Genomic DNA, 26,992 nt, shown 5'->3' on the forward strand with positions numbered 1-26,992 from the left:
GGTGGGGCCATGACTTCTACGTACGCCGTACTAAGTGAGGGTCTGGAGAAGCGCTTCGGCAAGGGGCCGAAGGCCGTGCACGCCGTGCGCGGCCTGGATCTGGCGGTCCGCGAGGGCACGGTGTGCGGTCTGCTCGGGCCGAACGGGGCCGGCAAGACGACCGCGGTCCGGCTGCTCACGACGCTCCTTCGCCCCGACGCCGGCACGGCGCGTGTCGCCGGGCACGACATCACCGCAGAGCCGCACGAAGTACGCCGCCGCATCGGCGTCACCGGCCAGTACGCCTCGGTCGACGGGGACCTCACGGGCCGCGAGAACCTGCGCCTGTTCGCCCGCCTGCTGCGCGCGCCGGGCGCCCGCTCCCGCGCCGACGAGCTGATCGAACGCTTCGAGCTGACGAACGCCGCCGACCGCCCGGCCCGTACGTACTCCGGAGGCATGCGCCGCCGCCTCGACCTGGCCGCGAGCCTGATCACCCGGCCCGCCGTGCTCTTCCTCGACGAGCCGACGACCGGCCTCGACCCGCACAGCAGGAACGGCATCTGGGAAGCCGTGCGCGAGCTGTCCCGCGAGGGCACGACCGTCGTCCTCACCACGCAGTACCTGGAGGAGGCCGACCAGCTCGCCGACGACATCGTGCTGATCGACGGGGGCCGCGCCGCCCACTCGGGCACTCCCGCCGAGCTCAAGGCGCAGATCGGCCACTACGCGGAGGTGGTCGTGGCCCACGACGCGGGCGAACAGGCGCTGCACGCGGCCGCCGTGGTCCTCGACCAGCTCACCGGGGCCCGCCCCCAGGTGGACACCGAACGCCGCACCGTGGGCGCCGTCGTCCTCGACCCGACCGTCACCCTCCCCCGCATCGTGCGCGAACTCGACGCTTCCGGCGTCCCGTTGCTCGACGCGACGCTGCGCCCGCCCACGCTCGACGAGGTGTTCCTGCGCCTCACCGTCACCGGCCACGAGACCCAGGAGGTTGCCGCATGAGCACCGCCGTCCTCTACGACGGAACGGCCATGCTCGGCCGGCACCTCCAGCGCGTCCGGCACGCCCCGGCGATCCTGATCATGACGCAGACGATGCCGATCGTGTTCCTGCTGTTCTTCGGCTACGTCTTCGGTTCGGCGCTCGCCATGCCGGGTTCGGACTACCGGGCGTTCCTGGTGCCGGGCATGCTCGTCGCCACCGCGGCGGGCGGGATCATGAACGGGATGTTCGGCGCCGCCCAGGACGCGCACCGGGGCGTGATGGACCGCTTCCGCACGCTGCCGATGAGCCGGGCCGCGGTGCCGCTCGGGCAGGCCGTCGCCGACCTGCTGACGACGGCGGCCGGGCTCGTGCCACTGGTGCTCGTGGGGCTCGCGATGGGCTGGCGGATCGAAGGCGGTCTACCGGGCGCGCTCGGCGCCTTCGGGCTGCTCCTGCTCTTCCGGTCCGCGACGACCTGGGTGGGGATCCTGCTCGGCCTCGCCTCGCAGAGCGAGGAGGCCGCGGGACAGCTCGGCAGCGCGACCTTCATGCTGCCGCTGCTGTCCAACGCGTACATCCCCACCGACGGGATGCCGGGGTGGGTGCGCACCCTCGCCGAGTGGAACCCGATCAGCGCGGTGGCCACGGCCGTCCGCGACCTCTTCGGCAACGCGCCGGTGCCGCACGGCGCCGCGTGGCCCGTGACGCACCCGGTGGCGGGCTCGCTGGCGTGGTGCGCCGTACTGCTCGCGCTGTGCGTGCCGCTCGCCGTCCGCCGCTGCGCGCGCGGCGGACGGTGAACGCGCCCGCCGTCGCTACTTCTGCGGCTCCAGGGCCGGGCCGAGCGAGGAGAACTTCTCCTGGGACACGACCCGCTTCGGCGGCCAGGTGATGTTGCTGGGCGGCCACTTCTGCCCGGTCTTCTTCAGGAACCACTCCGGCGGCTCGTACATGGGCGGCTCATAGCCGTCGGGGATCGCCGTCTTCCACTCGACGTCCTTCGTGCGGTCCTTGAACTCGTCCTTGATGGCCTTGAGCCGCTCCGGCTGGGTGATCAGGTCGATCGCGGTGGCGGCCAGGTACTTCGCGGCGGCGAGCACCGCGGCCTGTCCGGGCGCCGCCGCCGCGCAGGCGGCCGTGGACCAGGTGTGGAACTTGCCGCCGATCGGGGCGAGCGCGGCGCCCATCGACACGGTCGGCACGTTCCAGCTGATGTCAGCGACGTCGGTCGAGCCACCGCCGAGGAACACCGGGTCCGGCGGCTTGAGCTCGGCGACCTTGTCGTGCATGCCGGCCTCGGGAAGCCCCAGGGACTTCTGGAGGCCCTTCGCCAACTGGTGTGCTTCAGCACTGAACTTGGGCGGTCCGATCTGCTGCATGTTGTCGTGCAGCAGCTCCGCGAAGGACTTGGACGGCAGCTGGTTCCAGCAGGCCGACGTGATGCGGTGCTGCACCTTCGTCTGCGAGGCCTTGGCGGCGGCCTCGGAGATCGCGATCACCTTGTCGAGCAGCACCTGGACACGGGCGGTACTGCCTTCGCGCACGTAGTAGCTGATCTCGGCGATCTCGGGTGTGACGTTCGGTATGTCGCCGCCGTTGTTGATCACCCAGTGCAGTCGGGCGCTCGGCGCCATGTTCTCCTCGCGCAGGAACTCCGACATGGTCGCCATCATCACGGCGGCGTCGAGCGCGGACTTGTTGCCGAGCGGGGTGCCGCCGTGCCCGGCCACGCCGAGGAAGGTGAAGGTCACGGCGGTCATCGCGTTCGTGGTGCCCCAGCCGGTGGCGTTGGCGGTGGAGGGATGCCAGTCGAGGAAGGCGTCGAGCCCCTCGTACACGCCCTTACTGACGGCGTACGTCTTGCCGATCAGGGCCTCCTCGGCGGTGGAGCCGAAGAACTTCACGGTGACGGGCAGCTTGTGCTTCTTCGCGGCCTGGGCGACGGCGGCGGCAGCGGCCGCCGCCGCGGTGCCGAGGGCGCTGTGCCCGCAGCCGTGGCCGGGGCCGTAGCTCGGGGTGAAGGGGTCGTGGATGTACTCGCGCGGGTCGTGGTGTCCGACGCCCTTGTTCTGCGAGAGGCCGGGCAGCGCGTCGTACTCGCCGCTGAAGCCGAGTACCGGACCGCCGCTGCCGTACGAGTAGGTCGCGGTGAACGCGGTCGGGAAGCCGGCCGTGCCGAACTTCACGTCGAATCCGGCCTGTTCGAGAAAGCCTGCCTCGGCGAGCGAGGAGTTCCACTCGCGCAGCGACAGTTCGGCGTGCTCCCAGATCTCCTCGTTCAGGCCGGTGATGCGGGAGGCGTTGGCGCCGATCCAGCCGAGGGCGGCGGACTTGGCCGGACTGTCCTCGGCGAGCCCCTCGGGGGCCTTGTACTCGAGGGGCGCCGCGTCCGCGCCGTCCGAGGCGGCGGCCATCGCCGGGTCCGCCTGGGCGGTCATCGCGGCGGTGGTCACTCCGGCGGCGCCGAGCATCTGCATGATGCGGCGTCTGCTGATCTGGGGCCCGGACATGGCCTGGGGCAACTCGTGCTCGTGGTGGTCGTGCAGGTCACACACGCGAACCTCCGGGGGTGAGGTGGGTGTAGCTGTAACTGCCAACGACGATCACGCGCCACACTGAACCCTGGAGGTTGCCCCGTCAACATCCGTGCGTGACAAGGGCGTTACGCGACGTACGGACATAGGGGCACGACAAAGGCCCGCAACGTCCTCCTTGCCGGAGTGTCCGCCGCGTGCCGTGGGGATGACGGTCGCTGTGATGCGCGGCGGTACACCGGACGGCGCGGAGGCGCGATGCGGGCCTTGCCTCTTGCTGGGTCGGCCGCTTTCTAGTGGCCGCCGAAAAGCGAGCGGCGAAGCCGCCGCAGCGGTGCGAAGAGGGAGACCCTCCGCACGCGTGCGCGACTGCCGCTGCGCTCGTGCGCCGTGTCACGCGTGGTCAGCTCGCGCATCAGTGACGTCGCCTCCATCGTCTCGCGCTGCGGGACGGCAGGGCCGCCGAGCACCGAGAGATGGCGGTCGAGACGCGAACTGGTCGCACTGTTCCCGCAGGTGATCGCAGGCACTCGCGGCCTGCTGCGCACTGTTATCTGTTCCATGTCACTCCCCACCCGTACGAGGGCACCCGGCCCGGGCAGGTTAACCCTATCGCCCCAGCGCGACACTCGTGTATCCCGGTCGCAGTATTCACCTCCCTCGTAAGGGGGTTGACGGTTCGAAAGCGATCACTCTCCGAATCCGGCCGAATCCAGGGCGAGTTGGACAAGTGGGGCTCCTGTGGGCCGTTCCGAGCCGCCGTCCGGCTCGGTTGTGACAGCGAGTGAGGAAGCGTCCGGAGTCAAGCCGGTGGCCACCACGGGCGTGTCGGAGCCGCCGTCGGGCAGCAGACCGAGGGAACGGGGCGGGTCCGAGGGCTCCATCAGCCACAACTGGTGGACCCGGCCGCGGGGCGGCGCCTCGAGACCTGTGACAGTGATCACCGCGCTGCCCCGCTCCGCCGAGGCGACCACGTTCAGGCCGTCCGCGCGCGCGGCGCCGGCGTCCGGCGCCGCGAGCACCCGCGCCACTTCCTGCGCGGCCGCCCCGGTGGCCACGCCGAGCGGAATCAGCAGTCCACGCGCGCGTGGTGCGACGCGGGGCGGCGGCTCCACCGCGACCTGCTCGGTACGCCGTACGGCGGTCAGGACCCGCTCGCGCAGTTCGGCGGGCGGGGCGACGGCGGCCGAGCAGGCGAGCCGCACGGAGCTCTCGGTGAGCGAGCGGACCTCCTCGGCGCACGCGTCGCAGCGCTTCAAGTGCCGCTCGAAGCGGGCCCGTTCGCGGTCCGCCAGGGGTCGAGGGCGTAGGGCGCCACGAGGGAGCGCGGCCGGTGCGTGAACGGAGTCCTCGGGTTCATGCGGCGTCCCCCAGGCAGGCGCGCAGCCGGGTGAGACCGTCGCGCATCCGCGTCTTGACGGTGCCGAGCGGGACCGAGAGGCGTTGGGCGACCTCCCGGTAGGTGTAGCCCTCGTAGTAGGCGAGGGTCACGGAGCGGCGCTGGAGTTCGGTGAGGCCATCGAGGCAGCGGCGCACCCACTCGCGGTCCAGGTTCGTCTCGACCTCCTCGGCGACCTCGCCCCTCGGCCGTCGTCGTCCTGGTCGGCGCCTCCGCGCTCGGCAAGGCGTGGTTCGGCCTGCTGCTCGTGTTCGGCTACGGTGCCGGGCTCGCGCTCACCCTCACCGCCGTCGGCTTCACGGTGGTGTGCGTCGGTGGCCGGATCGCACAGGCGCCCACCGATCTGCCGCAGCCCGGAAGCGGACCGCTCACCGGGCTCGTACGCCGTGGGATGAGCCGCGCGGTGCCGTTCGGCTCCGCCTTCGTCGTCGTGGCCCTCGGCTGCGGATTGGTGTTCAGGGGGGCGGCAACGGCGCTCGGTTGAGCTACTTTTGTTCAGACTTGTCGTGCCGCGCTTGCTTGTCTTCCCACGAATGGGGGCGCCCGTGGTTGAGCGTGTGGTCGCCGGACGGTACCGGCTGCTCGACCCCCTCGGTGAAGGCGGCATGGGCACCGTGTGGCGGGCCCGCGACGAGGTGCTCGGGCGCGAGGTCGCCGTGAAGGAGGTGCGCGCGCCCGCCGGGCTCCCGGACGCCGAGGTGCAGCGCATGTACACGCGTCTGGAGCGGGAGGCGTGGGCGTCCGCGCGGGTCACGCACCGCAACGTCGTGACGGTGTACGACGTGGCCACCGACGAACAACGGCCGTGGGTCGTCATGGAGTTGGTCCGCGGCGTCTCCCTCGCCGAGCAGCTGGACGCGGAGGGCCCGATGCCCCCGGCGCGCGCGGCGCACATCGGCGCCGAGGTGCTCGCCGCGCTGCGCGCCGCCCACGGCGTGGGCGTGCTGCACCGCGACGTGAAGCCCGCCAACGTCCTGCTGTCGAACGACGGCAGAGTCGTGCTCACGGACTTCGGCATCGCCATGGTCGAGGGGACGCAGGCCCTCACCATGACGGGCGAGGTCATCGGGTCGCCCGAATTCCTGGCCCCTGAACGGGCGTTGGGACGCACCCCGGGACCCGAGTCGGACCTGTGGTCGCTCGGTGTGCTGCTGTACGCGGCCGTGGAGGGGCACTCGCCGTTCCGCCAGGACACCCCGCTCAGCACACTGCGGGCCATCGTGGACGAGGAGTTGCCGCCGCCACTGCACGCGGGTCCGCTGGCGCCCGTGATCGAGGGTCTGCTGCGCAAGGATCCGGCCGAGCGGACCCCGGTGTCCGACGCCGAGCGGGACCTGCGCATCATCGGCTCGGGCGGCACCCTGCGCGCGGGCCCGGTGCAGGCCTCCCCGCTCGCGTCGCAGCAGACGGTGACCTCGATGCGGTCCCCCACGCCTCGCCCGACGCCCGTCCCGACGGGTACGGGCACGGCGGGCACAGGGGGAACGGCCGCCACGACGCCCGTCACGGCCGAGCCCGACCCCCGCTACCCGCGCCGCGCCTCGATGGCCATGATCGCGGGCATCGTGGTCCTCCTTCTCGCCATCGCAGGACTCACGTACGCCCTGATGAACCGCGACTCGACCCCGGGCGGGAGCACGAACAACGGCGGCGGCACGTCCGGCGGCGGGAACGGCGGGAACAGCACGGGCGGCGACAACGGCGGCAGTGGCGGAAACAACGGCGGCAGCGGGGGCGGCGGAACGACCGGCGACAACAACGGGGGCGACGGCGGCTCGGGCAATGGAGGCGGCGGCGGTGGCAACGGCGGTTCCGGAAGCGGCGGCCACACGACCACTCCGGCGCAGTCCGTCCGGGTCGGCGTCCACGCGGTGCGCGGCAGTTACTCGGGCCCGTGCCCGCCACCGGCCGCGGCCGCGCCCGCCTTCTCCGCGACGATCACGGTGGGCCGCGTCCCCGCCTCCGTGCAGTACCGCTGGGTGGTGCGGGACGGCGAGGCCTCCGACCCCGGCTGGAAGACGCTGAACGTCCCCAAGGGCGCCGCGAACAAGGCCCGTACGGTCACCACCACGCAGACGCGCTACGAGGAGGGCGGGACGCTGCGCGACCGGATCGGCGTCGAGGTGCGCAGCCCGGTCGCGGCGACGTCCAACTACGTCTCGTACGAGACCACATGCAAGGTGGTGACCCCGACGAGCGGGGCCACCACCGGTTCGCCCACGTACTGAGGGCCGTGCCTCGGGATCCGCGTTACGCGGCGGACGCGAAGACGGGCAGGTAGCCGCCCGACTGTCCGGCGGCCGTGGGGTGGTACGACTCGCCGATGTTCGACCAGTTGACGCTGTGCAGCCAGGAGGCGCCGGAGCAGATCTCGTGCCCGGTGAACGTGCTCGTCACGTCGCCGAAGGCGAAGCCCCGGGTCGCGGCGTTCTGCTTGATGGTCGAGTTGAGGAGGTCCGCGGCGCCGTTGATGGCCGAGCGCTCGTTCTCGGAGAGGCCGGCCACGCACGTTCCGCTGAGCTTGTAGAAGCGGGGGTAGCCGAGGACCACCACACGGGCGGCGGGGGCCTTCGTGCTGATGGCCGAGTAGACGTCGGAGAGCTTGCTCGGAAGGGTCGAAGTGACGTACGCCCGCGCCTCGTTGACGCGTTTGATACAGGTGGACTCGGAGTACAGGACGCAGGTCGTCATGACGTCCGCGAAGCCCGCGTCATTGCCGCCGACGGAGATCGACACGAGCCCGGTCCCCGCGCCGAGCGGACCGAGCTGGTTGGCGATGACATCACCCGTACGAGCGCCCGAGCACGCGGTGAAATTAAAGCTTGAGGGTGAATGGGCCGCCGCCCACAAGGCCGGGTACGCCTTCGTGGAGCGCTTGCAGGCACCGCTGCCGGAGTCGTAGCTGCCGGCGCCGACACCGGAGGAGTAGGAGTCGCCGAGCGCCACATAGCCCGTGGCGGCCGCGGAGTCGGAGGCTTGCGCGGCCGTCGCCCCGGTCAGGGCTGCCACCGCGGCAAGAGCGAGAGAGGAGACGTAGGCCGCAATCCGGAAAGATCTCATGGAACCTCCCTTTAGCAGGATCAGCAGGGTCTCTGCCGCCCACCGTTGTTGCAGGTTCATGTCAGGGGTATGACATACCCTCGCCCGCTCTGCGCTACGCCCGTAGAGCACGCACCAACTGGACCGCACGGGACCGGAGTTGCCCCGTCTACACCTTGACGCCGGGCCGCGGACTGCGTCACATTGAAGCCCGGCATCCGGCGCTTCGGGGGGCAAAGTCGCCAATGCAGACCATCGGCATCAAGCCGTCGTCATCGGACGGCTCACATCTGCTCGCGGGGGCGGGCGTCGTCGCGGCGGGCGCGGGTCTCGTGCTCGCGCTCTCGCACGCCGATTCCCCGCTGCGCGCACCGCTCGCGCTCTTCTTCCTGCTCGCCGCGCCCGGCTCCGCGTTCGCGGCCGCCCTGCGCGGGCTCGACCCGTGGGCCCGGACGCTGACGTCCGTGGCCGGCGCGGTCGCGGTCGTCATGCTGGTCGCCCAGGGCATGCTCACCGTGCACCGCTGGTCGGTGACCGGCGGAGTGCTCGCGGTGGCGGTGATCAGCGCTTCCGCTTTTCTTGTGCAATGGATCGTCCGGAGGCTGCGTGGGGGCGCGGCCGCGGAGATCCGCAAGCGGATCGGGAAAATCCACTAATGGGGACGGAAGTTAAGGGAATGGCCAAAACAATAAAAACGTGAGGCCTCGTTCCAGGTCTTGCCATACAGTCTCAATCATCAATACCGTCGTACATCCACCCGCATCGGACCGGCACGAAATGCGATCTAGGGGAGGGACCGAGGTCGCGAAGGTCCGGGGCGGGGCGCGGCAGGGGGGTGCCGCGTTCCGGTGAGCCGCTCGCTTCGGCGTCCTGGGTCGCCGGGTCGCGTGCCGCGCGACCGGTCCGACAAACCGGTGTGTACAGCCAGCTCACCCGGCCCGCTCGGAGAGCTCTTCCGGCACGGCCGTCAGTGAGAACCCCCCTTTCGAACCGGACACGAAGCCGGACTGCCCGGGGGCGGGCGGTCCACCGGACGAGAGGGACCAGACTCATGAGCAGTTCCGTTGTGCCTCCGGTGATACCCGAGGGGACACCTCCGGAAGGCCGAATTCCCGCCCGTTACCGGGCCATCTCCACGCACCTGGCGATCGCGCCGCGGGTCAGCGTGGTCATTCCGGCCATGAACGAGGCGGAGAATCTTCCGTACGTCTTCAAGACCCTTCCCGACTGGATCCACGAGGTCGTTCTGGTGGACGGAAATTCCACCGACAACACCGTGGAAGTGGCCAGGGAATTGTGGCCGGAAGTCGTGGTCGTACCGCAGCGCGGAAAGGGCAAGGGGGATGCCCTGATCACCGGCTTCACGGCCTGTACCGGAGACATCATCGTCATGGTCGACGCGGACGGCTCCGCCGACGGCCAGGAGATCGTCTCCTACGTCTCCGCGCTCGTCTCGGGCGCCGACTTCGCCAAGGGCTCGCGGTTCGCCAACGGCGGCGGCACGGACGACATGACACCCATCCGCAAGCTCGGCAACTGGGCGCTGTGCTCGGCCGTCAACGCCAAGTTCGGGGCCCGCTACACCGACCTCTGCTACGGGTACAACGCGTTCTGGCGGCACTGCCTGGAGGAGATCGAGCTCGACTGCACCGGGTTCGAGGTGGAGACCCTGATGAACATCCGGGTCGTCAAGGCGGGCCTGAAGGTCCAGGAGATACCGAGCCACGAGTACCTGCGGATACACGGGGCCAGTAACTTGCGGGCCGTCCGGGACGGGCTGCGCGTGCTCAAGGTCATCGTGCGGGAGCGCTCCAACCGGCGGGATCTTCGCCGGCGGCCGGCCACGCCGCGGCTCAACCTGGTTCGGGGGGAGGAGTCTTGACGGGCCACCGGCCTCAAGCCCCTGCGGCGATTGAGCAGCGGGGTTCGGGGCACAGCCCCGAGAGCGCGCCCCGGCGTGCCACAACGTTCTCGGTGGTCATCTGCGTCTATACCGAAGAGCGCTGGGGCGACATCCTCGCCGCCGTCGGTTCCGTGCGCGCACAGTCGTACGCCGCCCTGGAGACGCTCCTCGTCGTCGACCACAACCCGGCTCTGCGGGAGCGACTCGCCGCGGAGTTCCAGGCCGCGAGGGACGTCACGGTGCTGGCGAACGCCGGGCCGCGCGGTCTGTCCGCAGGGCGCAACACGGGGATCGCCGTCGCGCGCGGCGAGATCGTCGCGTTCCTCGACGACGACGCCGTCGCCGAGCGCGACTGGCTGCACTGGTTCGCCGACGGCTACGCCGACCCGCGCGTCCTCGCGGTCGGCGGGCGCACCGAGCCGATCTGGGCCTCGGGGCGCAGGCCCCTGTGGTTCCCGGAGGAGTTCGACTGGGTGGTGGGCTGCTCGTACAAGGGCCTGCCGCGCGGCAAGGTCGAGGTCCGCAACGTGCTCGGCGGCAACGCCTCCTTCCGGCGCGACGCCTTCGACATCGCGGGCGGCTTCGCGACCGGCATCGGCCGGGACGGCGACAAGCGCCCGCTGGGCTGCGAGGAGACGGAGCTGTGCATCCGGATCACGCGGGCGAGACCGGACGCGGTGCTCCTGATCGACGACCGCGCCGTCATCCACCACCGGGTGCCGGCAGGGCGTGAGCGCTTCGCCTACTTCCGTACGCGCACGTACGCCGAGGGCCTTTCCAAGGCACTGGTCGCCCGAAGTGTCGGCGCCTACAAGGGACTTGAGACCGAACGCGCCTACTCGACGCGGGTGCTGCCGGCCGGAGCGGCGCGCGGCGTACGGGACTTCGCGCTCGGCCGGGCCGGCGGGGCGGGCCGCGCCGGGGCGATCGTGGCCGGGGTACTGACGGCGGCCGGGGGCTACGCGCTCGGCAGCTGGCGGGCACGCGGCGCGGGCGCGACGTTCACCGTGGCGGAGATCGACGCGCCCGCGAAGGATGTCGGGAGAACGGAGGCGGCGGCGTGAGCACGCAGCAGCCACGGTCCGACGGCGGGCCCGTGCCGATCCTCATGTACCACGCCGTGTCCTCGGAGCCGAACACGCGGACGCGTCAACTGTCGGTCTCCCCCAGCCAGTTCGCCGAGCAGATGGAACTGCTCGCCGACCGCGGCTGCACCCCGCTGACCACCGCCGAGCTCGCCGGGATCTGGCGCGGCGGCGGCCGGGCGCTCCCGGACCGGCCCGTCCTGATCACCTTCGACGACGGCTACGAGGGCGTCCACACGCACGCCCTCCCCAGCCTCGCCAAGCACGGCTTCGCGGCCACCCTGTTCGTCTCGACGGGGTGGCTGCGCGGCGCGTACGACACCGGGGGCGGGCTCGACACGATGCTCGACTGGAACCAGGTGCGGGCGCTCGCCGGACAGCGTGTGGAGATCGGCGGGCACAGCCACACACATCCGCAGCTCGACCAACTCGACGACGCGGACCTGGAGTTCGAGCTGCTGCGCTGCCGGGAGATCGTCACCGGCGAGCTCGGCCGGGCGCCGGTCTCCTTCGCGTACCCGTACGGCCACTCCGACCGGCGGGTGCGCCAGGCGGTGCGCGCGGCCCACTTCACCCAGTCGCTGGCCGTCGGCAACGCGCTCGCCGCGCGCCGCCAGGGCCCTTACGCGCTGCGCCGGGTCACCGTGCGCCGCTCGACCGGTGTCACCGAGTTCGAGCGGCTCGTCGACGGCCGCGCCATCGGCCGCACGTTCGCCGGGGACCGCACCCTCACCAAGGGCTACGCCGTGGTCCGCAGGGCCCGGCAGGTCCGCCGGAGGGCGGCCGCCCTGCTGCCCGGCCAGATCCGCCAGAAGGGCCCGAGCACCCGTGTCTGACACGACGACCACCCGCGCCAAGGCCGACCCGGCCACCACGACCGACGCCGGTTCCCCGGCCGCTGCCGGCCGCCGGCTCAGGCTGCCCGGCATACGGCGCGGCAAGAAGGGCACAGAAGACGGCATGGGCGGTTCGGGGGGCGGGAGCCAGCTGTTCCGGAACGCCTATGCGCTGATGCTGAACACCGGCATCTCCGGCGTCCTCGGCGTCGGCTTCTGGCTGGCCGCCGCGCACTACTACACGGCGGACGCGGTCGGGCAGGGCTCGGCGGCGATCGCGGCGATGAAGTTCCTCGCGGGGCTCACCGCCGTGACCCTGACCGGCGCGCTCGCCCGCTTCATTCCGATCGCCGGGCGCGCCACGGGTCGGCTCATCTTCCGTACGTACGCGGGGAGTTCGGCGGCCGTCGCGTTCGCCGCGCTCATCTTCCTGCTCACGCTCGACGTGTGGGGGCCCTCCTACCGGTTCCTGCACGGGACGCTGCACGGCCTGGGCTTCATCGCGGCCGTCATCGCCTGGTCGCTGCTCACGCTGCAGGACGGGGTACTGACCGGGCTGCGCAGTGCGCTGTGGGTGCCGGTGGGCAACACGGTGTTCTCGCTGGTGAAGCTGGGGCTGCTCGTCGCGTTCGCGACGGCGCTCGCGACGACCGGGGTGTTCGTCTCGTGGGTCGTCGCGATCGCGTTCTCGGTGATCCCGCTCGGCCTGCTCGTGTTCCGGCGGCTCGTGCCGCGGCACATCGAGGCCACGGACGGCAAGACCGAACCGCCGTCGCTGCGCGAGATGGGCCGGTTCCTCGCCGGCGACTACACCGGCTCGCTGTTCTCGCTCGCCGTCGTCTACCTGGTGCCGGTGCTCATCGCCTCGCAGGTCAGCTCGGCGGACAACGCGTACTTCTACATCACGACCACGATCGGCGGCACGGTCAACCTGCTGGCCATCAACATGGGCGCCTCGCTGACCGTGGAGGGCTCGCACGACCCGGCGCAGCTCGCGGCGAACACCCGGGCGGCGCTGCGCCGCATGGCCCGCATCATGCTCCCGATCTGCGGCCTGCTCTTCCTCCTCGCCCCGTACGTGCTGCACGTGTTCGGGCAGGACTACTCGGACGCGGCGACCCCACTGCTGCGCTGGTTCGCGGTCGGGGCGGCGCTGCGGGTCGTCATGGAGACGTACTTCGCGGTGCTGCGCGCGCAGAGCCGCACCTCCGGCCTCGCCTGGCTCCAGGGCCTGCTGTGCGTGCTCGTGCTCGGCCTGACCCTGCTGCTCCTGCCCCGGATGGGGCTCACCGGCGCGGGCGTCGCCGAGATCTCCTCGCTCGCCGTGATCGTGGCGATCGCCGCGCCGAAGCTGTGGCGTGTGGTGCGCGCCGCGCCCGCCGAGTCGGCGCCCGTGGACGCGCCGCCCGACGGCGACCTGGCCGACCTGGGCACGCCGAAGGCACAGACCGGCAAGGAGGAAGGACCCAAGTGGGCGCTGCGCGACGCGATGGACTCGGACACGCTGAAGCTCGCGGTGCAGCTGAACCTGGACCACCAGGAGCGCCGCCCCGACGTCCGCCCGGGCCCCGTGACACCGTCGGCCGGGACCCACGTGCCCGGGTGGGCGACCAAGCCACCGGACCCTGCGTCCGCGTCCCCCTCCGCCTCCGCCTCGCAGGCGTCGAGCGACATCCACGGGGAGGACGACTCGGCCCTTCGTCCCGACCCGTACCCGGAGGCCGTCGACCTGGCCTTCGAGCCCGAACCCGACACCGACACCGGTCGCGGATCCGGCCCCGGACCCGCATCCGACCTCGATCTCGATCTCGATCCTGACCCCGTCGACCCTGGCACCAGCACCGGACCGAGCGCGCAGCCCGAGCCGGACCCGGCCGACCCCGCGCACCCGGCCGGCCCCGCGGTGCCCGGCCGTCGCGCCCGGCTCACCCCCAGCGTCGTCGTCCTCGCACTGCTGCTCGTGGCGGCCGTCGGACTCTACTGGGGGCCCGTCCTCGGGATGGGCGAGGCCGATCTGGACCGGATGGGCGGGCTCGGACTGATCTCGGTCCTTTCGCCCGTGACACTGCTCGGGGCCGCCCTGCTCATCGGCGTCTTCGCCTCGCTGCTGTGGCTCGAACGCCCGCACAAGCGGCTGCTGATGCTGACCCTGCTCGCGACCGTCGTGTCGCTGCACGCGCTGCCCGCCGTCATCGAGGCGGATCCGCGGTTCGCGACGGCCTGGCAGCACCTGGGCTTCATGGACTACATCGACCGCACCGGCTCCGCGGTCCCCGACCTCGACGCCCGCTGGAGCTGGCCGGGCTTCTTCGCCGCAGCCGCGTTCCTCGCGAAGGCCTGCGGCGTCCACGACCTGACCGAGCTCATCCGCTGGTGGCCGACGGTCATCCAACTCCTCTACCTGGCACCCATGTTCCTGCTGCTGCGCTCGGTACGGGCGAGCTGGCGGGCCAAGTGGTCCGGCGTCTGGATCTTCGTCCTGAGCGGCTGGGTGGGCCAGGACTACTTCTCGCCGCAAGGCTTCACGTACCTCCTCTATCTGGTCTTCGTGGCGATCCTGCTGGTCTACTTCCGGGCGCCCCGCATGCTGTGGGGGAAGCGGCGCCCCGGCGAGACCGAGGTCGCGCCGACCGACCGACGCCAGCGCGCGGTGCTGCTCGTCGTCCTGATCGCCCTGTTCGCCGCGACGGTCCCGGCGCACCAGCTGACCCCGTTCGTGATGCTGGGCGTCCTCGCGGTCCTCGTCCTCGTCGGCAGGTCCGAACTGCGCGGCCTGCCACTGCTGTTCGGCGTCATCGTCGTCGTCTGGCTGGGCTTCCTCGCCGAGCCGTACTGGTCGGGGCACTTCAACGAGCTGTTCGGCGGGGTCGGCGGCGTCGGCGGCAACGTCACGTCCTCGGTCTCCGGCCGTATCCAGGACGGCAGTTCGTCCCACAAGCTCGTCCTCTACACGCGCGTACTGCTCGCCGGCGCCGTGCTGGCCTTCGCCTGCTACGGCTGGTGGCGCCGCCGCGACTGGAAGTACCGCGAGCGCTCGCTGATCGTGCTGGCCTTCGTCCCGTTCCTGGGCTTCGGCATGCAGTCCTACGGCGGCGAGATGGCGCTGCGGGTCTTCATGTTCGCCCTGCCCGGTGTCGCGCTCCTCGCGGGGCTCGCGCTCTTCCCGCGCACCGGCGCCACGGCGAAGGAACGCGACAAGGACCGCATCAGCCTCGCCCCGCTGGCCGCGCTCATGGCGGGCCTGGTGCTCATGGGCGGGTTCCTGGTGGCCCGCTGGGGCAACGAGCCCTTCGAGCGGATCCGGCCCGGCGAGGTCGCGGCGATGGACTACGTCTACGCGCACGACGATCCGACCGTGCGGCTGCTGTGGATGAGCAACGACACGGTCAACAACGTCACGCCCGCGCTGCCGTGGGGCGTCCGCGACATGGAGAAGGTCAACTACGTCCCGACGCTCGCGCCCGTCGACCCGGTGCTGGTCGGGGGCCTGGTCAAGGCGCTCAAGGACGCGGGGCCCAACTCGTACCTGATGCTCAACAAGAGCCAGGTCGTGTATCTCCAGATGGACGTCGGCTACTCCAAGGCCTGGCCCACGCGCCTCGTCGAGAACCTGGACCGGCGCGAGGAGCTGAAGAAGGTCTACGTCAACGCGGACGTGACCATGTACCAGCTGCGCAAGGAGCCCACGGGCCCGGTCGCCAAGGCCGATCCGGGGCCGATCGGGCCGCAGATCACCTGGACGCCGTGGTCCCTGGTGGGCGCACTCGCGGCGGTCGCCCTGATCCTGCTGCTCACGGCGCGCGAGGTGGTGCGGGTCGCGCTGCGGCCGAGCGTGCGTCAACTCCGTTGGCTGCAAAGCACGTTCTGGTTCTCACTGCCACTGCTCGCGGTGGTCCTCGCGTCCCTGATCCAACGCTTCATCACGATGGGACTCAACTGAGCCACTCCGTCAAGCCGGTGCAGCAAATCAAGCCCCTGCGGCGATTGAGCAGCGGGGTCCGGGGCAGAGCCCCGCGCCCGCAACGCCGTCGCCGCAGGGAGGCACTACCGCCGCAGCCACTTCACCTCGTAGGCCGCCATCTCGAACCGCCTGCCATCGACCTTCGCGCTGATCGACCGCTCCAACGTATTCACGACAAGCACCGCCTTGTCGTCAGCAAGGACCCGCACATTCGGCACGTCGTCCCGGGCCACCGACACCCGCTCGAACTTCGTGCCCGGCCCGAACTCCTCGTTGAACCGCGACACCAGGTCGTACATCGGCAGCGCGCCCCCGCCGGAGGCGCGGTCGGTGGGCTGCCACAGGCAGCCGGCGCAGTCCCTGCCCTTCTCGTCCTCGGGGTTCCAGTAGAACCCGGACGTCGCCCCTCCCATGGCCATCGCGATCATCCCGGAGGCCTGCACGGCGACGCGGTGCGGCTCGCTCCAGCCCTGCCGCTCGTCCCTGCTGTCGGCGGGCTCCACGTAGTACTCGGACCACCACAACGGCAGATCGCCGGTCTGCCGCTCGATCCACTTGCCGACGTCGGTGAACTTGTCGGTGGCGGCGAACTCGTCGGGCAGCATCTCGTCGTCGTTCGTGTAGCTCGACCCGTCGACGACGACGAAGTCGGCGCCCGCCTTGTTCTTGTTCCAGTACTCGAAGGCGTCGACGATCCGCTGGTCCATCCGCCCCCAGGCGCCCTTGACGGCATCGGATCCACCGTCGGTCTGCTTCGGATGGAGGCTGTCCATGACGAGGTACGGGCCGCCGACCATGATGTCCTTACGGACGTCCTTCAGCGCCTTGTAGACGAGGTTGTAGAGCTTCGTGTAGCCCTCGTAGTCCCAGCGGCCCTCGTCGTCGTTCCAGAAGCCCTTGAACTCGTTCCAGACGATGAAGTGCCGGACGTACGGGTACCGCTTGGCGACCGTCGCCGCGAGCTTCGCGTAGTCCTTGTAGTGCTCGGGGGACGGCGCGGTCTCCAGACTCGCCTTACTCCAGTCGGTGTTGCCGACGCCCGCCTTGCCGCCCTTCATCCAGTCGGGCGCGCAGCACAGCGTGACCACGGGCGTGCCGCCGGACTTGCGGATGAAGTCGATCCGGCGGTCCATCTCCTCGAACTGGTAACGCCCCTTCACCGGCTCCGGGTTGCTCGCGCCCCAGCCCATGATGTGCTGGTTCTGCGGCATCGGCCGCTCCCCAAGCAGCTTCTCGGCGCGCTCGGTCGCGGCGGACGAGCCCTCGTCGGCGGAGAACTGCGTGTGCGTGAACCCCCAGCCGACCTGCGGCCCCAGCTCCTTCGGCGGCTCGCCCGGCGTGCCGTGCACCCGGTCACCGTCGGGGGTGGTGCCCGCGGTGCTGTGCTTGCCGTCCGGAAGCGTGCTGATCACGGTCAGCACCAGGGCCAGTACGGCCATACCCACGCCGAGCAGGGCGATGAGTCGCCATCGCCGCGCCCCCGATTCCCACCCATGACGTCCCATCAAGGACAAGGGTAACGAGGGGAGTTGGCGGAAGGACCAGCTCCGTTGCCACGGACTCGTAACGAGGTTCGACAGCCGGGGTGGGCGTGTCGGCCGGTACGAAGCGGGGGCGCACTGCGGAAATTGCGTGCGGGAGGCCCGTTCGTGCCGGATCATGGCGGCATGTCTGCCAACCCCTTCGACGTGCTGCCGGTCCGGCTGGGCGTCGACGACAGCGACTCACCTTCCGACGTCGTCGACGCGCTGTTCCTCGGCCGCTTCGCCACGGGCGAGCAGCCCTTCTCGCACGCGGCCAACATCGACCGGGTGCGCTCCAGCGCGACGCTGCTGCCGCCGGACGCGCGGGTGCTGCGCTCGGCGCGCGACGACGACCGCAGCGCGACGCTCGCCGAGGGCGACGGGTGGACGCTGCTCATCTCCCGGTGGAGCAGGGGCGCGGACGTCACCGTGACGGCAACGACGGCGGAGCTGGCGGAGAAGGTCCTGGGGCAGGCCACGGACGGTGCGGCGGACGAGCCCGAGCCGCAGCCGGAGAACGTGCCGATGGGCTTTTGGTACGTGTCCCCGCGCCGCGGCCCGCATCGCACGACGCGCCAGATCTCGGCGGGTACGTGGGAGGAGGTGCGGCCCAACTACACGGCGCCGGTCGCCGAGGCGATGGACGAGCTGATGAAGACCCGGCCCGAGGACATCGCGGGCCGGCTGCTCCTGCTGCACGGGCCGCCGGGGACGGGCAAGACGTCGGCGCTGCGGACGCTGGCGCGTTCGTGGCGGGACTGGTGCCAGGTCGACTGCGTGCTGGACCCCGAGCGGCTCTTCTCGGACGTCGGCTACCTGATGGACATCGCGATCGGCGAGGACGACGGTTCGGCGAACGGCCGGTGGCGGCTGCTCCTCCTGGAGGACTGCGACGAACTGATCCGCGGGGAGGCGAAGCACACGGCGGGGCAGGCGTTGTCGCGGTTGCTGAACCTGACGGACGGCCTGCTCGGCCAGGGGCGCAACGTCCTGGTCGGTGTCACGACGAACGAGGACCTGGAACGCCTCCACCCGGCCGTTGTCCGGCCCGGCCGCTGCCTCGCCCGCATCGAGGTCTCCCCTTTGACGCGCCGCGAGGCCACGGACTGGCTGGGGACGGAGGAGGGGGTGGGCCGCGAGGGTGCGACGCTGGCGGAGCTGTACGCGCTGCGCCGCGGCATCTCCCCCACGTCTGTCCCGGACCCGCGGGGTGGGTCGGAGGCGGGCCTGTACCTGTAGCGCCTCCCGCCCCTACGCCACGGGGCTCCGCCCCGGCCCCCGCGTGTCTCGTCCAAGAGCGGGGCTTGATTGGCCCGTCCGCGGCGGGGCTTGCAGGTGCCGCCCCGCCTTGGGCAATCTGCCGCCTTGGGGGCAGGGTGGGCAAGGCGGCCCCCGGTGCCGCGCAACAGGGACGACGGCTCCGGCCACGGCGTGGCTACGCGTACGCCGCGCGCAGGGCGTCCCGTGCCGCGGAGAGCGCCGCGGACTCGGACAGGCCCAGGCGCCGGACCCGCTCCGCATACGCCTGCGCCGCCGCCACCGCCTCCCGTTCCGCCGCGTCCCCCGCCGCCGCGATCAACGTTCCATTGCGCCCCCGCGTCTCGATCACCCCGTCCGTCTCGAGCGCCCGGTACGCCTTGGCCACCGTGTTCGCGGCGAGCCCGAGTTCCTCCGCGAGCCCACGCACCGTAGGCAGCTTGTACCCGACGGGCAGCACCCCCGACCGGGCCAGCTCGGAGATCTGGGCCCGCACCTGTTCGAACGGCGCCGCGCTGTCGTCAATGCGGATATCGATCTTCATCGTCACGCGTCGATTCTCCCGCAGCGCCCAAAAATGAGAGGCACCCGGTAGCGTGCGGCGCGTAGCGTGCGCCCCCATGACCGTCATCGTGCGCGCGCTGCACCTCGGCGACCCGGCCGACACCGAGGCCTTCGCCCGCGTCCGCCGCGCCTGCCTGCCCGCCATGCTCGCGACCCCGGCCTCCGTCGCGTACGACGCCGCACACGCCCACCCCGACGCCCACTACCGCCAGCTGATCGCCCAGACCGGCGCCGGCGAGGTGATCGGCACCGCGCAGGTGGGCCTCGCGTACGACAGCCCGCAGCCGGGCCAGGGCTACGCGAACGTATACGTACACCCCGAGCACACCGGTCGCGGCGCCGGCACCCTCCTCCTGCGCACGGCCGAGGAGCACCTCGCCCAGCACGGCGCGACGGAGGTGCACTGCTGGGCCCTGGACGCCCCGCGCAACGTCGCCTGGGCCGCCGCCCGCGGCTACCGGTCGAGCCGCAGCGCGCACTTCCTGCGCCTCGACCTCACGAGCGCCGCCCTGCCGCCCCGCCAACCGCCTCCGCCGCACGTGGAGTTGCGCCCCGCCTCCGCCTACGCGGCGGACCCGCGCCCCCTCTTCGGCCTGGACGCGGAGGCCACGTCCGACGAACCGGGCGACATCCAGGCCGAACTCGCCGACTACGACCAGTGGTTGCGCGACACCTGGCGCCAGCCCCTGCTGAACCACGAACTGACCACGGTGGCGCTCGTGGACGGCGCCCCCGCGGCGTTCACCGCGGCCCTCACGGACGGCGAAGGACGCTATGTGTCGGGCATGACCGGCACGGCCCGCGCCTTCCGCGGCCGCGGCCTCGCCAAGCTCGCCAAGAACGACTCCCTGCACCGGGCCCGCGCCGCCGGCATCACGGTCGCGTACACGGGAAACGACACCGGCAACGAGCCGATGCTCGCGATCAACAAGTGGTTAGGCTACGTACTCGACGCGACGGAGATCCGCCATGTCCGCACCCTCGCCCACTGACGGCGCCCTCCACGTCCACCTGATCAAGGCGGGCCGTACGAAGATCAGTTACCCGGTGGAGCTCCTCCACGACGACGGCACGCGCGTCACGGTCCGCGGCCCCTGGGCGGGCGACGGCGTACGGGACTTCGGCTTCGTCCGGTTCGCCCCCGGCGACGTCTTCACCGAGCACTACTGGCGGGACCTCCCCCAAGCTCTTAAGGAGCAGGGGGTACCCCCTCGTACTCCGTGAAGGAGGTCCGCGCGGCGGACGGCTCGCTCAAGGGCTGGTACTGCGACATCGCCCGCCCCGCCGTGCGCACCACCGACGGCGACATCCGCTGCGAGGACCTCGACCTCGATCTGTGGGTGTCGGCGGACGGCGAGCAGGTGATCCGCCTGGACGAGGACGAGTTCGCCGAGAGCGGCCTCGCCGAGCGGGACCCGGAGGCCGCGCGGAACGCGGTCCGGGCCCTCGACGACCTCGAACGCCTCGCCAAGCAGGGCGGGTTGACCGCCCTCCTGGCCCACTGACCGCTCACGTGACGGCGACGACCGCGTACCGCTCGTCCGCGACCTCCCGCCCCCACAGCCGGGCGTCGTCCGACAGTGGCTCCCGCCGGACGTCTGCGACGAGCGGCGCGAGCGCGTCCGTCAGGCGCGCCGCCGGTATCCCGACCGGGCTCAGCTCGCCCCACACCCCCTCCACCAGGACGAGCCGCCCGCCGGGCCGCAACAGCGACACCCAGCGCCGCAGCACGGCCCCCGTGTCCGGCAGCATCCACAGCACATGCCGGGCGAGCACCACGTCGTACGCCCCCTGCTCCACCGGCGGCTCCGCCGCGTCCCCGAGCAGGAACTCCGCGTCACGCCCGGCCAGCTTGCGCCGGGCGAGCTCCAGCATCCGCGGCGCGCTGTCCACCCCGGTCACCCGGTGCCCCCGCTCGGCCGCGAGGAGTGACAGACTGCCCGTCCCGCACCCGAGGTCGAGCACGTCACAGGCTCTCTCCGGCAGCCATCCCGCAAGCCGCACGGCCCACGCCGCACGGACTTCCGGATCCCGCAGCCCGTGATCCGGCTCGTCGTCGAAGTCCCCCGCCGCCGCGTCCCAGTCGACCGGCTCCGAGGCCGTTCCCCCAAATGTCGTCATGCCCCCATCGTGACAAGCACCACTGACAATTGCGCTTCGAAGGGGGACCCTCCGGGAACAGGTCTACAACGGCACCACGTTGGAACCCGTGTAGGTACAGGAGGCATCATGCGCCGAGTGACCATGCACAAGCCGACCGGATCGAGCAGCATCGGGCGTCGGCTGCGCGAGGACGCGGCCGACCTCAAGCGCGAGCGTCCGGAAGTGCGCAAGGACGTCCGCAGGACCTGGTGGCCCGACGAGTGAGCGGGGCCGGTCAGATGCCGCTCAGACCCAGCCGCTTGCGGTAGTGGACCCGGTCGTAGGGGCCGTCCGCGCGACGCTCCACGACCTCGTATCCGTACCGCGGGTACAGCTCCTGGTTCTCCCACATGAGTGCGTTCGTGTAGAGCCGCACCTCGGGGAGGCCCAGTACGCGCGCGTGCTCGTCCACGAAAGCGAGCAGGCGGCGGCCCACCCCCTGCCCGTGGGCGTCGGGGTGGACCGCGATGCTGTCGAGGAAGAGATGGTCGGGGCGCGCCTCGACGACGACCAGGCCGGTCACGTCCGGGTCGCCCGTGACGTGCACCAGGCCCGCCGCCACGTTCGCCGCGTGGTCTGCCTCCATGGGTGCCGGTACGACGCCGATGCGGGCGATGTAGTGGTGGTACGCCGCGTCCGTGACCGCCTTGACGGTGGGCACGTCGGCGGCCGTCGCCCGGCGGATCGCGGGTTCTCCGCTCTTGTTGGTCATACCGTCCTGTCTACGTCACTTCCCCTCCCGCGCACCACCAACTTCTTCAGCAGCGGCCACGCCACGATGAGCAGGACCACCGCGTAGACCGTGACGGAGAACGGCGTGTTGACCAGGCCGCTGACGCTGCCGTCGCTGATCTGGAGGGCGCGGCGCAGCTGTTGCTCGGCGTTCGGCCCGAGGATGACACCGATGACGGCGGGCAGCACGGGCAGTCCGTAGCGGCGCATGCCGAAGCCGATGAGGCCGATGATCAGCAGGATGACGAGGTCGATGGCCTCGCCGCCCACCGCGTACGCGCCGACCGCCGCGAAGAAGAGGATGCCGGCGTAGAGGTACGGGCGGGGGATGCGCAGCAGCTTCGCCCAGACGGGGGCCAGGGGGAGGTTCAGCGCCAGGAGCAGCACCATGCCGACGAAGAGGGACGCGATGAGGCCCCAGACCAGCTCCGGTTCGCGTTCGAAGAGCAGCGGGCCGGGCTGGATGCCGTACTGCTGGAAGGCCGCGAGCATGACGGCGGCGACGGCCGTGGTCGGCAGGCCGAGGGTGAGCATCGAGACCAGCGTGCCCGCGGCCGATGCCGAGGCCGCCGACTCGGGGCCCGCCACGCCCTCGATGGCGCCCTTGCCCCATTCGTCCTTGTGCTTGGACAGGCGCTTCTCGGTGACGTAGGAGAGGAACGTGGGGATCTCGGCGCCGCCCGCGGGGATCGCGCCGAACGGGAAGCCGATGAGCGGGCCGCGCAGCCAGGACTTCCAGGTGCGCTTCACGTCGGAGCCGCCGAGCCAGGGGCGGCCGACGGGGATCGCCTCGCCGCTCGTGCGGCGCAGATGGGCGGCCACCCACAGGGCTTCGCCGATGGCGAAGAGGCCGACCGCGACGATGACGACGTCGATGCCGTCGGCGAGCTGCAACGAGCCGAAGGTGAGCCGCTGTTGGCCCGTCACCTGGTCCAACCCCACCAGGCCGATGGTGAGGCCGATGAGCAAGGACGCGAGGCCCCGTACGCGGGACGAGCCGAGCACCGAGGTCACCGCGATGAACGCGAGGACCATGATGGCGAAGTAGTCGGGCGCGCCGATGTCGACGGCGAGCGAGGCGACCTTGGGGGCCAGCGCCACCAGCAGGATCGTGCCGATCATGCCGCCGGCGAAGTGTCCGACGGCGGCGGCCGCGAGGGCCTGTGCGCCGCGTCCGGCCTTCGCCATGGGGTTGCCCTCCATGGCGGCGACCACGGCGGCGCTCTCGCCGGGGGTGTTGAGCAGGATCGAGGTCGTCGAGCCGCCGAACATGGCGCCGTAGTAGATGCCCGCGAACATGATGAACGCGCCGGTGGGTTCGAGTCCGTACGTCACCGGGAGCAGCAGGGCGACGGCCATGGCGGGGCCGATGCCGGGGAGCACGCCGATGGCCGTGCCGAGCAGGACGCCGATCGCCGCCCAGAGCAGGTTGACGGGCGTGAGGGCCGTGCCGAAGCCGTCGAGGAGGGAGTTGAGGGCGTTCATCGGGTCACAGCACTCCCATCAGGGGGCCGCCCGGCAGGGGAACGCCGAGCAGGTTGTTGAAGAGAACGAAGGTGAGCAGGGAGAGGCCCGCGGCGATCAGGGGGTCGCGGGTGAGGTGGCGGCTGCCGAGCGCGTAGGCCGCGCCCCAGAACAGCAGGGCGCCCGCGAGCGGGAAGCCGAGCGGTTCGATGAGGACGGCAGTGGCGAGGAAGACGCCGGCGAGCAGCAGCACGGTGCGCCAGTCGGCGGGTTCGGACAGGTCGATGTCCTCGCCCGCCTCGGCCTCTCCCCTGCCGCCGCGCAGCACGTCGACGGCGAGCAGGACGGCGACGGCGAGGAGCCCGATGCCGACGACGATCGGCACGGTCTTCGGTCCGACGGGTCCGCGCTGGGTGATGTCGACGTCCATGGTGAGCGCGTCGGTGAGGACGAGCACCCCGAGGACCAACAGGAGGACACAGACGCCGAGTTCGGAGTGCGCGCGCAGCCAGGACGTGCGGGTGCCCTCGTCGGGGCGGGTGTCGGTGGCGGTCGCGGGCTCTACCGGGTTCACAGGCCAAGCTCCTTCAGTACGGACACGACGCGCTTGTCCTCGGCGTCGAGGAAGGTCCCGAAGTCGTCGCCGACGAGGAAGGCGTCGCCCCAGCCGTTCGTCCTCAGCGACTTCTTCCACTCCTTGGAGGCGTGCAACTTCCGTACGAGGTGGGTGAGTTTGTCGCGCTGGGTGCCGGAGAGGCCGGGCGGGGCGACGATGCCGCGCCAGTTGGTGAAGTCGACGTCGTAGCCGGACTCCTTGAGGGTGGGCCCGTCGAGTCCCGCGGCGCGTTCGGGGCCGGTGACGGCGAGGAGGCGCAGTTCGCCGCTCTTGATCTGGTCGAGGTACTCGCCGACGCCGGAGACGCCGAAGGCGACCTTGTTGCCGAGGATGGAGGCGAGGAGTTCGCCGCCGCCGTCGAACGGGACGTAGTTGACCGCCTTGGGCTGGATGCCGGCGGCGCGCGCCATCAGCATGGGCGCCAGGTGGTCGGGGCCGCCGGGCGAGGAGCCGCCGCCGACGGGCAGCTTGCCGGGGTTCTTCTTCCAGGCGTCGATGAGCTGCTTGATGTTCTTGTACGGGGAGTCCTTCGCGACCACGACGACATCGGGCTCCTCGGTGAGCCGGGCGATGGGCGTGGTGTCGGCGAGGGTCTTCGGGGAGTGGTTGGAGCGGGCGGCTCCGACGACGCCGAGGCCCATGGACATGGCGAGCTTGCCGTTGCCGTGTTCGCCGACGAGGCGGGTGAGGCCGACGGTGCCGCCGGCGCCCGGCAGGTTGAACACCTCGATGTTGTGGGTGAGTCCGGCGTCCTCGGCGTTCTTGGCGGCGGTGCGCGCGGTGATGTCGTAGCCGCCGCCGGGGGTGTTGGGGACCATGAGGCGCAGGCCGGGGATCTGGGTGCCGGTATCGGCGCCGCTGCCCGTGGTGAGCAGCGGCGGCCCCACCAGGACGAGCAGTGCGGCCCCGAGCGGGGCGAGGGGTGTGCGCAGGCGCACGTGTGCCACCTACTTCTTGTGTTCGTCTTGACGGCGGTTTGGTTGTGAGGTGGCCCACATGTTGCCCACGCGTTAACAAGCTGTCTCCCTTCCGCAAGCAACGAACGTTGTGGTCGTTGTGGTCGCGCGCCTAACCTGCGCCCGTGACAAAGGTCTTGATCAAAGTCTTGATCGTGGACGACGACTTCATGGTCGCGAAGCTGCACAGCCGGTTCGTGTCCGCGATGGACGGGTTCGTGGTGGCCGGGGTGGCGCACAGCGGCGCGGAGGCGCTGCGGGCGGCCGAGGCGCTGCGTCCCGATCTGGTGCTGCTCGACGTGTACTTGCCGGACATGGACGGCATCGAGGTGCTGCGTGCGCTGCGGGCCGCGGAGGAGCGGGATCCGACTCGGTCGCCGGTGGACGCGCTGTTCATCACGGCGGCGCGGGACGCGGAGGTGGTGCGGGCGGCGCTGCGGGCGGGGGCGCTGCACTATCTGATCAAGCCGTTCAACCAGGCGGCGCTCCAGGAGCAGTTGCGGCATGTGGCGGCGCTGCGGACCCGCCTCGACGATCTCGACGAGGCCCGTCAGGAGGACGTCGACCAGATCTTCGGCGCCCGTCCGCCGGGTTCGCGGGAACTGCCGAAGGGGCTCGCCGCGCACACCGCGGACCTGGTGGAGCGGACGCTGCGGGCGCATCCGGCGGGGCTCTCGGCGACGGAGTGCGCCCAGGAGGCGGGCACGCTGTCGCGGGTGAGCGCGCGCCGCTATCTGGAGTTCTTCACGGACACGGGCCGGGCGCGGGTGACGCTCCGGTACGGCGGGACGGGGCGCCCCGAGCGGCGGTACCGGTGGGTGTCCTGAGGGAGGCGACGAAAGGGCGTCCCGAGGGGCGTACGCGGGGGTGTCCTGAGCGGAGTCTGAGTGGCGTCTTAAGGGGGCCATAAAGATCCACTCGGAGCGCTCCCAGGCGCCGAACAGGGCGTTTTTTCGGGCTAACTTCCTTGCCGAACCCCCCAACGCACTCGAGCAAGGAGCACCCTCATGTCCGCAACGCGCCGCAAGATCGCCGCGCTCACCACGGTCGGCGCGATCCCCCTCGCCCTGACCGCCCTGTCCGCGACGCCGGCGGCTGCGCACGGCACGCTCGGCGATCCGGCCAGCCGGGTCGCCGCCTGTTACGCGGAGGGCGCCGAGAGCCCCACGTCGGCGGCGTGCAAGGCGGCGGTCGCCGAGGGCGGCCCGCAGGCCCTGTACGACTGGAACGGCATCCGGGACGGCGAGGCGGCCGGCAAGCACCAGGAGAACATCCCGGACGGCAAGCTGTGCTCGGCGAACTCCGAGGAGTTCAAGGGCATGGACCTGGCCCGCGACGACTGGCCCGCGACGAAGGTCTCGGCGGGCTCGTACACCTTCAAGTACAAGGTGACGGCCCAGCACAAGGGCACCTTCAACCTCTACATGACGAAGCAGGGCTACGACCCGTCGAAGCCGCTGAAGTGGTCCGACCTGGACCTGGAGAACCCGGTCGCGACGAAGACGGACCCGACGGCCTCGGGCGGCTACTACACGTTCTCCGGCAAGCTCCCGGACCGCACGGGCCGCCAGCTGGTCTACGGGATCTGGCAGCGTTCGGACAGCCCGGAGGCGTTCTACTCCTGTTCGGACGTGACGTACGGCGGCGCGGCCGCCTCCGGCGCGGCGTCCGAACCCTCCGAGCCGTCCGACGAGCAGATCGCCGCGGACGCCGACAAGTCGACGGTCGACCACAGCGGCATGGACATGGGCGACCACACCAACTCGCCCGCCGCGCAGGGGCATTCGCAGAACCTGGCGGAGACGGGCGGCGACTCCACCACCCCGTACATCGCGATGGGCGGCGCGGCCGCCCTGGCGATCGGCGCGGCGGGCCTGTTCGCCTCGATGCGCCGCCGCGCGACGGCTGGCCGCCACGGCCGCTAGGGCTTGTCGTTTGGATCAGGCCGGATCAGGGAGCGGGGCCTGGTGCGTGCGATCGCAAGGCGGAGGAGGGAGGCGACGCGGAGCGTC

Annotated in this window: 24 protein-coding genes and 3 pseudogenes; 15 read left to right on the top strand and 12 right to left on the bottom strand. The window is 71.3% G+C overall.

Features of this window, described 5'->3' with window-relative positions; all coding sequences use genetic code 11:
- Positions 1-9: 9 nt before the first annotated feature.
- Positions 10-987, top strand: a complete 978-nt coding sequence (locus ACIA8D_RS12985; protein ID WP_399231474.1) for an ATP-binding cassette domain-containing protein — start codon at positions 10-12, stop codon at positions 985-987.
- A complete protein-coding gene (locus ACIA8D_RS12990) occupies positions 984-1,769 on the top strand; it encodes an ABC transporter permease (RefSeq protein ID WP_399231477.1) in 786 nt (261 codons plus the stop codon). The genes ACIA8D_RS12985 and ACIA8D_RS12990 overlap by 4 nt, the downstream gene beginning before the upstream one ends.
- Positions 1,770-1,784: 15 nt before the next feature.
- Here ACIA8D_RS12990 and ACIA8D_RS12995 read toward each other — a convergent pair whose 3' ends face one another.
- The 4 genes and pseudogenes from ACIA8D_RS12995 to ACIA8D_RS13010 form a co-directional block, all read right to left on the bottom strand.
- Positions 1,785-3,524 carry an amidohydrolase gene (locus ACIA8D_RS12995; RefSeq protein ID WP_399231478.1) on the bottom strand — a complete coding sequence of 580 codons (1,740 nt, stop codon included), beginning with the start codon at positions 3,522-3,524 and terminating at the stop codon, positions 1,785-1,787.
- Between the two features lie 272 nt (positions 3,525-3,796).
- Positions 3,797-4,066 (bottom strand): hypothetical protein, encoded by a 270-nt coding sequence (locus tag ACIA8D_RS13000; RefSeq protein ID WP_399231480.1) that lies wholly within the window; start codon positions 4,064-4,066, stop codon positions 3,797-3,799.
- Between the two features lie 126 nt (positions 4,067-4,192).
- Positions 4,193-4,863, bottom strand: a pseudogene (locus ACIA8D_RS13005) (anti-sigma factor domain-containing protein).
- Positions 4,860-5,150 (bottom strand): annotated as a pseudogene (locus ACIA8D_RS13010) (sigma-70 family RNA polymerase sigma factor); the annotation flags it as partial. The pseudogenes ACIA8D_RS13010 and ACIA8D_RS13005, both read right to left, overlap by 4 nt.
- Between ACIA8D_RS13010 and ACIA8D_RS13015 the strand changes: the two are divergent.
- Together ACIA8D_RS13015 and ACIA8D_RS13020 are read left to right on the top strand one after the other, a co-directional pair.
- Positions 5,150-5,386 carry a hypothetical protein gene (locus ACIA8D_RS13015; RefSeq protein WP_399231482.1) on the top strand — a complete coding sequence of 79 codons (237 nt, stop codon included), beginning with the start codon at positions 5,150-5,152 and terminating at the stop codon, positions 5,384-5,386. The pseudogene ACIA8D_RS13010 and the gene ACIA8D_RS13015 sit on opposite strands and share 1 nt — an antisense overlap.
- Positions 5,387-5,435: 49 nt before the next feature.
- Positions 5,436-7,130, top strand: a complete 1,695-nt coding sequence (locus ACIA8D_RS13020) for a serine/threonine-protein kinase (protein WP_399231484.1) — start codon at positions 5,436-5,438, stop codon at positions 7,128-7,130.
- Positions 7,131-7,152: 22 nt separating this feature from the next.
- Here ACIA8D_RS13020 and ACIA8D_RS13025 read toward each other — a convergent pair whose 3' ends face one another.
- Entirely contained in the window at positions 7,153-7,962 is an 810-nt protein-coding gene (locus tag ACIA8D_RS13025; protein ID WP_399231486.1) for an SGNH/GDSL hydrolase family protein, read from the bottom strand.
- A 224-nt stretch (positions 7,963-8,186) separates the two neighbouring features.
- On the opposite strand from ACIA8D_RS13025, the gene ACIA8D_RS13030 reads away from it, so the two are divergent.
- The 5 genes from ACIA8D_RS13030 to ACIA8D_RS13050 all read left to right on the top strand — a co-directional run bounded on the left by ACIA8D_RS13030 (position 8,187) and on the right by ACIA8D_RS13050 (position 15,705).
- Positions 8,187-8,597, top strand: a complete 411-nt coding sequence (locus tag ACIA8D_RS13030; RefSeq protein ID WP_399231488.1) for a hypothetical protein — start codon at positions 8,187-8,189, stop codon at positions 8,595-8,597.
- Positions 8,598-8,992: 395 nt separating this feature from the next.
- Positions 8,993-9,823 (top strand): glycosyltransferase family 2 protein, encoded by an 831-nt coding sequence (locus ACIA8D_RS13035; RefSeq protein WP_399231489.1) that lies wholly within the window; start codon positions 8,993-8,995, stop codon positions 9,821-9,823.
- A 92-nt stretch (positions 9,824-9,915) separates the two neighbouring features.
- Complete coding sequence (locus ACIA8D_RS13040) at positions 9,916-10,908, top strand: glycosyltransferase family 2 protein (RefSeq protein WP_399231492.1); 993 nt, start codon at positions 9,916-9,918, stop codon at positions 10,906-10,908.
- A 44-nt stretch (positions 10,909-10,952) separates the two neighbouring features.
- Complete coding sequence (locus tag ACIA8D_RS13045) at positions 10,953-11,765, top strand: polysaccharide deacetylase family protein (protein WP_399231523.1); 813 nt, start codon at positions 10,953-10,955, stop codon at positions 11,763-11,765.
- Entirely contained in the window at positions 11,758-15,705 is a 3,948-nt protein-coding gene (locus tag ACIA8D_RS13050; protein ID WP_399231493.1) for a lipopolysaccharide biosynthesis protein, read from the top strand. Before ACIA8D_RS13045 ends, ACIA8D_RS13050 begins: the two co-directional genes overlap by 8 nt.
- 104 nt (positions 15,706-15,809) lie before the next feature.
- Here the strand turns inward: ACIA8D_RS13050 and ACIA8D_RS13055 are convergent, their stop codons facing one another.
- Complete coding sequence (locus tag ACIA8D_RS13055) at positions 15,810-17,231, bottom strand: xylan 1,4-beta-xylosidase (protein ID WP_399231495.1); 1,422 nt, start codon at positions 17,229-17,231, stop codon at positions 15,810-15,812.
- A gap of 162 nt (positions 17,232-17,393) precedes the next feature.
- Between ACIA8D_RS13055 and ACIA8D_RS13060 the strand changes: the two genes are divergently transcribed.
- Entirely contained in the window at positions 17,394-18,488 is a 1,095-nt protein-coding gene (locus tag ACIA8D_RS13060) for a DUF5925 domain-containing protein (RefSeq protein WP_399231497.1), read from the top strand.
- Positions 18,489-18,684: 196 nt separating this feature from the next.
- Here the strand turns inward: ACIA8D_RS13060 and ACIA8D_RS13065 are convergent, their stop codons facing one another.
- A complete protein-coding gene (locus tag ACIA8D_RS13065) occupies positions 18,685-19,050 on the bottom strand; it encodes a GntR family transcriptional regulator (RefSeq protein ID WP_399231525.1) in 366 nt (121 codons plus the stop codon).
- Between the two features lie 76 nt (positions 19,051-19,126).
- Here ACIA8D_RS13065 and ACIA8D_RS13070 point away from each other — a divergent pair, with 76 nt between their 5' ends.
- Positions 19,127-20,062: a GNAT family N-acetyltransferase gene (locus tag ACIA8D_RS13070; RefSeq protein ID WP_399231499.1), complete on the top strand. Its 936-nt coding sequence runs from the start codon at positions 19,127-19,129 to the stop codon at positions 20,060-20,062.
- Positions 20,040-20,575, top strand: a pseudogene (locus ACIA8D_RS13075) (DUF402 domain-containing protein). The gene ACIA8D_RS13070 and the pseudogene ACIA8D_RS13075 overlap by 23 nt, the downstream one beginning before the upstream one ends.
- Before the next feature lie 4 nt (positions 20,576-20,579).
- Here ACIA8D_RS13075 and ACIA8D_RS13080 read toward each other — a convergent pair.
- Entirely contained in the window at positions 20,580-21,191 is a 612-nt protein-coding gene (locus ACIA8D_RS13080) for a class I SAM-dependent methyltransferase (RefSeq protein WP_399231501.1), read from the bottom strand.
- Positions 21,192-21,299: 108 nt separating this feature from the next.
- Between ACIA8D_RS13080 and ACIA8D_RS13085 the strand changes: the two genes are divergently transcribed.
- Entirely contained in the window at positions 21,300-21,437 is a 138-nt protein-coding gene (locus tag ACIA8D_RS13085) for a hypothetical protein (protein ID WP_399231503.1), read from the top strand.
- Positions 21,438-21,447: 10 nt separating this feature from the next.
- Here ACIA8D_RS13085 and ACIA8D_RS13090 read toward each other — a convergent pair whose 3' ends face one another.
- Genes ACIA8D_RS13090 through ACIA8D_RS13105 form a run of 4 tightly spaced genes read right to left on the bottom strand, consistent with a single transcriptional unit; the run spans position 21,448 to position 24,962 of the window.
- A complete protein-coding gene (locus ACIA8D_RS13090; protein ID WP_399231505.1) occupies positions 21,448-21,924 on the bottom strand; it encodes a GNAT family N-acetyltransferase in 477 nt (158 codons plus the stop codon).
- A complete protein-coding gene (locus ACIA8D_RS13095) occupies positions 21,921-23,429 on the bottom strand; it encodes a tripartite tricarboxylate transporter permease (RefSeq protein ID WP_399231506.1) in 1,509 nt (502 codons plus the stop codon). The genes ACIA8D_RS13090 and ACIA8D_RS13095 overlap by 4 nt, the downstream gene beginning before the upstream one ends.
- Before the next feature lie 4 nt (positions 23,430-23,433).
- Entirely contained in the window at positions 23,434-23,982 is a 549-nt protein-coding gene (locus tag ACIA8D_RS13100) for a tripartite tricarboxylate transporter TctB family protein (RefSeq protein ID WP_399231508.1), read from the bottom strand.
- On the bottom strand, positions 23,979-24,962 hold the full coding sequence (locus ACIA8D_RS13105; protein ID WP_399231527.1) for a Bug family tripartite tricarboxylate transporter substrate binding protein: 984 nt from the start codon (positions 24,960-24,962) through the stop codon (positions 23,979-23,981). Before ACIA8D_RS13105 ends, ACIA8D_RS13100 begins: the two co-directional genes overlap by 4 nt.
- A 155-nt stretch (positions 24,963-25,117) precedes the next feature.
- On the opposite strand from ACIA8D_RS13105, the gene ACIA8D_RS13110 reads away from it, so the two are divergent.
- Together ACIA8D_RS13110 and ACIA8D_RS13115 are read left to right on the top strand one after the other, a co-directional pair.
- Positions 25,118-25,807 (top strand): response regulator, encoded by a 690-nt coding sequence (locus ACIA8D_RS13110; RefSeq protein ID WP_399231529.1) that lies wholly within the window; start codon positions 25,118-25,120, stop codon positions 25,805-25,807.
- 180 nt (positions 25,808-25,987) lie between these two features.
- Positions 25,988-26,905 (top strand): lytic polysaccharide monooxygenase, encoded by a 918-nt coding sequence (locus ACIA8D_RS13115; protein WP_399231510.1) that lies wholly within the window; start codon positions 25,988-25,990, stop codon positions 26,903-26,905.
- The last annotated feature ends 87 nt before the right edge of the window (positions 26,906-26,992 follow it).

Origin of the sequence: Streptomyces sp. NPDC051684 (assembly GCF_044453445.1) — a bacterium.
GTDB lineage: Bacteria > Actinomycetota > Actinomycetes > Streptomycetales > Streptomycetaceae > Streptomyces.